Consider the following 6,278-nt stretch of genomic DNA (forward strand, 5'->3'; position numbering starts at 1 on the left):
TCCCCCATCCCCCCACGAAGGAAATCCCGACATGAGCAGACGAGCCCCCTTCCTCCGCGCCGGAGCGGCCACCGCCGTCGCCGCCCTGTGCCTCACCGCGGTCCCCCAGGCCGCGACCGCCGCCCCCGACACCCGGCCTCCCGGCCTGGCCAAGCAGGACACCCTGCGCTGGAACACGCCGAAGGACTTCTACATCGGCAGCGCCGTGGCCGGCGGAGGCCACCACACCTCTGCCGACTACCCGGAGCCCTTCCCCTCCGATCCCGAGTACCGCTCGGTCCTGGCGCGGGAGTTCAGCTCCCTGACCCCCGAGAACCAGATGAAGTGGGAGTTCATCCACCCCGAGGAGGGCGTGTACGACTTCGGCCCCGCCGACGACATCGTCGACTTCGCCGAGGCCAACGGGCAGGTCGTGCGCGGCCACACCCTGTTCTGGCACAGCCAGAACCCCGACTGGCTCGAGAACGGGAACCACACCCCGGAGGAGCTGCGCGCCATCCTCAAGGACCACGTCTACACGGTGGTCGGCCACTACGAGGGCCGCATCCAGCAGTGGGAGGTCGCCAACGAGATCTTCGACGACAGCGGGAACCTGCGGATGCAGGACAACATCTGGCTCCGCGAGCTGGGGCCGGGCATCATCGCCGACATCTTCCGCTGGGCCCACGACGCCGACCCGAACGCCCAGCTGTTCTTCAACGACTACAACGTGGAGGGCATCAACGCGAAGTCCGACGCCTACTACGCGCTGATCCAGGACCTGCTCGCCCAGGGCGTGCCGGTGCACGGCTTCGGCATGCAGACCCACCTGGGTCTGCAGTACGGCTTCGACGGGCGGATGCAGCAGAACCTGCAGCGCTTCGACGACCTCGGCCTGGAGACGGCCGTCACCGAGATCGACGTCCGCGGACCGGTCGACGCGGACGACCGGATGACCGAGGAGCTGCGCGAGAAGCAGGCCGACTGGTACCGCATGGCGCTCGAGGCGTGCCTGGCCGTGGAGGACTGCAACTCCTTCACCGTGTGGGGCGTGCTCGACGAGCACTCCTGGGTGCCGAACACCTTCCCCGGCTACGGGGACGCCCTGACCATGGAGGGCGACTACGAGCGCAAGCCGGCCTACGACGCCCTGCAGGAGACCCTGGTCCGGTCCCAGCCGGGCGGCGAGGCGAAGTGGACGCACCACCCCGCGTTCCGCTGAGCTGAGCGCCCGGGACGGCCCGGACGGCGACGGGGCCCGCTCGTGCGAGCGGGCCCCGTCGTCGTCCCCGGCCCGGAGCGGGTCAGCGCCGGTCGATCCAGCGGGCCGGGGAGTCGTAGATGGGCTCGAGCGCCGTCGCGGCCGCACCGGTCAGGGCGGGGTGGGCGTCCGCGGCCGACCGCTGGATCTCGACGGGCCCCTCCTCCGCCGTGAGGGCGTGGGCCTCGAGGACCTCGCGCAGCACGGGCTCGAGCTCCGGCGCGATCGGGGCGAAGTAGCCGGAGAGCACGACCGTCGACAGGTCGAGGACGTTCATCGAGTTGGCGAGCACCACCCCCAGCGGGCGCCCGATCATCTCCATGACCGCCTCCCGGCTCTGCAGCCGCTCGGCCGTGGCCGCCACGAGGTCCTCGATCCGGACGTCCTCCGGCAGGCCGGTCCTGCCCCGCAGCGCGTGGTAGCTGGCGTAGGCCTCGAGGCAGCCGCGGCGCCCGCACCGGCACAGCTCCCCGCCGGGCGTGATCGTGACGTGGCCCAGTTCCCCGGCCCAGCCGTGCTCGCCCCGGTGGATGCGGCCGTCCAGGACCACGGCACCCCCGATGCCGGTCTGGCCGTGCAGGAAGAGGAAGGACTCCCCCGGCCGGCGCAGCACCTCCGTGCGCGCGGCCAGCATGCTGTCGTTGCCGGCGGTGAGCGAGGGGCCCCGGAACTCCGGGAGCTGCCGGAGCCGCTCGACCAGCGGGACGCCCTCCCAGGACAGGTTCGGGGCGGAGAGCACCGTGGCCCGGTCCGTGGAGAGCCGGCCGGGCACGGAGACGCAGATCCCCGCCACGGGCACGTCCCGGCGGGAGGACAGGGCGTCGTCGAGCAGCGCGGCCAGCACCGAGGCCACCTCCTCCACGGACGCCCCCGCGAAGGCCCCGAACCGGGACTCCTCGTGGAGGACGCGGCCGCCCAGATCCGTGACGAGGCACGCCAGGTGGTCCGCGGCGATCTCCAGCCCCACGCCCAGCACGGTCTCCCGGGCCACGGTCAGGGGGATCATCGGCCGCCCGGACACCCGCGCGCCCGTGTGCCGCCCCTCGACGAGCAGCCCGGCGTCGAGCAGCTCCTGCACCAGCTTGGAGACGGTGGGCTTCGTGAGACCCGTGCGCTTCGCGAGCGCGGCCCGCGAGACCGGCTCCCCCGCGGCCGCCACGGCGCGCAGCACGGTGGAGAGATTGTGCTCCCGCAGGTGGCTCGACTGCACGGACGGCTCTCCTCTGGTGCCGGCGGGACCGTGCCCGGTGCGGGACGCGGCCGACCGGACGGCAGAAATTCCGTCGCCGGTCTTCCCCCACGGTATCCCAGCTCCTATAGTAAGTAACGGTAACTAACCAACTGGGAAAGGACCTCCGGTGCCCACCACCTCCCCCGCGACCTCCCTCGCCTCCTCGCTCTCCCCGACCCCCGCGGACAAGTTCTCCTTCGGCCTCTGGACCGTCGGCTGGGCGGCCCGCGACCAGTTCGGCAACGCGTCCCGGCCCGACCTCGACCCCCTCGAGTCCGTGCGGAAGCTGAAGGAGCTCGGCGCCTGGGGCTTCACGTTCCACGACAACGACCTGATCCCCTTCGACGCCTCCGAGGCCCAGCGCGAGAAGCTGATCGGGCAGCTGAAGCAGACCGTCGACGAGACCGGCATGGTCTGCGAGATGGTCACCACCGACACCTTCGCGGAGCCGATCTTCAAGGACGGCGCGTTCACGTCCAACGACCGGCGGGTCCGGCGCTACGGCCTGCGCAAGGTGCTGCGCAACGTGGACCTCGCCGCCGAGCTCGGCGCCACGACCTTCGTGATGTGGGGCGGGCGCGAGGGCACCGAGTACGACTCCTCCAAGGACCTCTTCGCCGCCCTGGACCGCTACGCCGAGGGCATCGACACCGTGGCCGGGTACATCAAGTCCCAGGGCTACGACATGCGCATCGGCATCGAGCCCAAGCCCAACGAGCCGCGCGGCAACATCTTCCTGCCCACCATCGGTCACGCGCTGGCGTTCATCGACCGGCTCGACAACGGGGACGTCGTGGGCGTGAACCCGGAGACCGGGCACGAGCAGATGGCCACGCTCAACTACACGCACGGCCTCGCCGAGGCGCTGTGGTGCGAGAAGCTGTTCCACATCGACCTCAACGGCCAGAACGGCCCGATGTACGACCAGGACCTGGTGTTCGGCCATGGCAACCTGATCAGCGCCTTCTTCACGGTCGACCTGCTCGAGAACGGGTTCCCGTCCAAGCCGGGCGCCTACCAGGGTGCCCGCCACTTCGACTTCAAGCCCTCCCGCACCGAGCACGTCGAGGGCGCCTGGGACTCGGCGGCGGCGAACATGCAGATGTACCTGCTCCTGAAGCAGCGGGCCGTGGCCTTCCGCCAGGACCCCGAGGTCCAGGAGGCCATGGAGCAGTCCGGCGTCCTCGAGCTCGGCGAGCCGACCCTCGCGCAGGGCGAGGACCTGCAGGCGTTCCTCGCCGACCGCAGCGTCTACGAGGACCTCGACCTGACCGGCCCCTCGGAGCGCAACTACGGCTTCGTGCGCCTGCACCAGCTCGCCGTCGAGCACCTCATGGGCGCCCGCGGCTGACGCACCCGGGGTTCGGCTCCCGCCCCCGATCCCGGGTGCCGAGTCCCGTCCCGGTCCGGTCCGGCGCACGTCCCCCCTGCGCCGGGCCGGACGTCCCGCGGCGCCGCCGGCGCCGGCCCGCACCCACCCTGCACCGAGGTGATTTCATGGCACGCACGACCGTCCTGGGCATCGACTCCTCCACCCAGTCCACCAAGGCGCTCCTCGTCGACGCCGCCACCGGCGAGGTGCTCGCGCAGCGCCGCGCCCCCCACCCGGACGGCACCGAGGTGGACCCGCGGGCCTGGCTCGCCGCGCTCGACGACGCCGCCGGCCCCTTCCTCGAGGAGGCCGCCGCCGTGTCCGTCGGGGGCCAGCAGCACGGGATGGTCGCCCTCGACGAGCACGACGCCGTGGTGCGCGACGCCCTGCTGTGGAACGACACCCGATCGGCGCCGCAGGCGCGCGAGCTCGTCGAGGAGATGGGTGGAGCGGCCGCCTGCGCCGAGGAGCTCGGCAGCGTGCTGGTCGCGTCCATGACGTCCACGAAGCTGCGCTGGATGGCGGAGCACGAACCGGACAACGCCGCCCGCACCCACCGGGTGCTCCTGCCCCACGACTACCTGTCGTGGCACCTCGGCGCCGACAAGGCCTCGTTCGGCACCGACCGCGGCGACGCCTCGGGCACCGGCTACTTCTCCACGCGCACCGGCACGTGGAACTCCGCGCTGGTCGAGCAGGCGCTCGGGCACGACGTCGAGCTCCCGCAGGTGGCCGCGACCCCGCACGAGGTGATGGGCCGCACGGCCGCGGGGGCGGTGCTCGCGGCGGGCACCGGCGACAACATGGCGGCCGCGCTGGGCATCGCGCTCGGCCCGGGGGACGTGTCCCTGTCGATCGGCACCTCCGGCGTCGCGGCCATGGTCTCGGAGACCCGCACCGCGGATCCCGGCGGACTCGTGACCGGCTTCGCCGACGCCACCGGCCGGTACCTGCCCATGGCCACGACCCTCAACGCCGCACGGATCCTGGAGTTCGGGGCCCGGGTCCTGGGCGTCGACCACGCCGGCCTCGCCGACCTGGCCCTGGCCGGACGCCCCGGGGCGGGCGGGGTGACGCTGCTCCCGTACCTCGACGGGGAGCGCACGCCCGACCGGCCCGAGGCCCGCGCCACGCTCCACGGGATGTCCTCGCGCACCGGCCGGGAGGACATCGCCCGGGCCTGCGTGGAGGGCCTGCTCTGCTCCCTCGCCGACGGTGTGGCCGCGCTCGAGCGGGCCACCGGCACCACCGCGGACCGGATCCTCCTGATCGGCGGCGGCGCGCAGTCCGAGGCGGTGCGCCGGCTCGCCCCGGCCGTGCTCGGCCGGCCCGTGCTGGTGCCCGCCCCCGGGGAGTACGTGGCCCTCGGGGCCGCCCGGCAGGCCGCCTGGGCCCTCTCGGGCGCCGACGAGCCCCCGGCCTGGGCGCTCTCCGGTGCCCAGGAGTACACGGCGGAGCCGACGCCCGCGGTCATGGAGGCCTACCGCACGCTGCGGGACCGGACCGCCGACTGGTCACAGCCCTCCGCCGGTGGGTCCCGTGCGCGGTGAGACCTCCCCGCAGGCCTTCGGGGCGCTGCCGGACGGCCGGGAGGTCACCGTCCACACCCTCTCGGACCCGGGCGGGCTGGTCCTGCGGGTCCTGGACCTCGGCGCCACCGTCCAGGCCCTGCACGTCCCCGACAGCACCGGGGCCACCACCAACCTCGCCCTGGGCCACCCGGACGCCACCGGCTACACGGCACCCCCGGAAGCCTTCCTGGGCGCGGTCGTGGGCCGCTACGCCAACCGCATCGCCGGGGCCGGCTTCCCCCTCGACGACGTGCTCGTGGAACTGGCCGCCAACGAGGGCGGAAACACCCTGCACGGAGGCCCCGAGGGCTTCCACCGCAGACTCTGGCGGACGGTGGCCGCCGCCCCGGACCGGCTGACCCTGGAGCTGATCAGCCCGCACGGGGACCAGGGCTTCCCCGGAGAGCTCACCGTCACCGCCACCTACCGGGTGCGCGGCCACACCGTGACCCTGGACCTGGACGCCCGCACCGACGCCCCCACCGTGGCCTCACTGGCCAGCCACCTCTACCTCAACCTCGCCGGCGAAGGCGCCGGCACGATCGAGGACCACCGGCTCACCGTCACCGCCGACTCCTACCTCCCGGTGGACGACCACGGGCTCCCCACCGGGGCCCTGACCCCCGTGGCCGGCACCCCGCTGGACCTCACCACCCCGGCCCGCCTCGGGGACCGGATGCGCGCGGAGCACCCGGACATCACCGCGGTGGGCGGCATCGACCACTCCTTCCACCTGCGCGGGGCCGGCCTGCGCCGGGCCGCGCGCCTGGAGCACCCGGCGAGCGGGCGGTCCGTGGAGCTGTTCACCGACCAGCCGGCCCTGCAGGTCTACACCGGCAACGCCCTGGACGGCACCATCACCGG

General features: G+C 73.4%; 5 protein-coding genes. 4 read left to right on the forward strand and 1 reads right to left on the reverse strand.

The features are described from left to right. Nucleotides 1–31 precede the first annotated feature (31 nt). Nucleotides 32–1,201, forward strand: coding sequence for an endo-1,4-beta-xylanase (locus tag ACH9D3_RS14190; RefSeq protein ID WP_396411438.1), 1,170 nt, complete (start codon nucleotides 32–34; stop codon nucleotides 1,199–1,201). An 82-nt stretch (nucleotides 1,202–1,283) separates the two neighbouring features. Here ACH9D3_RS14190 and ACH9D3_RS14195 read toward each other — a convergent pair whose 3' ends face one another. Next, complete coding sequence (locus ACH9D3_RS14195; protein ID WP_396400451.1) at nucleotides 1,284–2,450, reverse strand: ROK family protein; 1,167 nt, start codon at nucleotides 2,448–2,450, stop codon at nucleotides 1,284–1,286. Nucleotides 2,451–2,598: 148 nt separating this feature from the next. On the opposite strand from ACH9D3_RS14195, the gene xylA reads away from it, so the two are divergent. From xylA to ACH9D3_RS14210, 3 genes are all read left to right on the forward strand, one after another. Then, nucleotides 2,599–3,822 carry a xylose isomerase gene (gene xylA / locus ACH9D3_RS14200; protein WP_396411439.1) on the forward strand — a complete coding sequence of 408 codons (1,224 nt, stop codon included), beginning with the start codon at nucleotides 2,599–2,601 and terminating at the stop codon, nucleotides 3,820–3,822. A 146-nt stretch (nucleotides 3,823–3,968) separates the two neighbouring features. Continuing rightward, complete coding sequence (xylB, locus tag ACH9D3_RS14205) at nucleotides 3,969–5,393, forward strand: xylulokinase (protein ID WP_396411440.1); 1,425 nt, start codon at nucleotides 3,969–3,971, stop codon at nucleotides 5,391–5,393. Further along, nucleotides 5,383–6,278: aldose epimerase family protein (locus ACH9D3_RS14210; RefSeq protein ID WP_396411441.1), on the forward strand; the 896-nt coding region annotated here is incomplete at its 3' end. The genes xylB and ACH9D3_RS14210, both read left to right, overlap by 11 nt.

Origin of the sequence: Kocuria kalidii, assembly GCF_044462225.1 — a bacterium.
GTDB lineage: Bacteria > Actinomycetota > Actinomycetes > Actinomycetales > Micrococcaceae > Kocuria > Kocuria kalidii.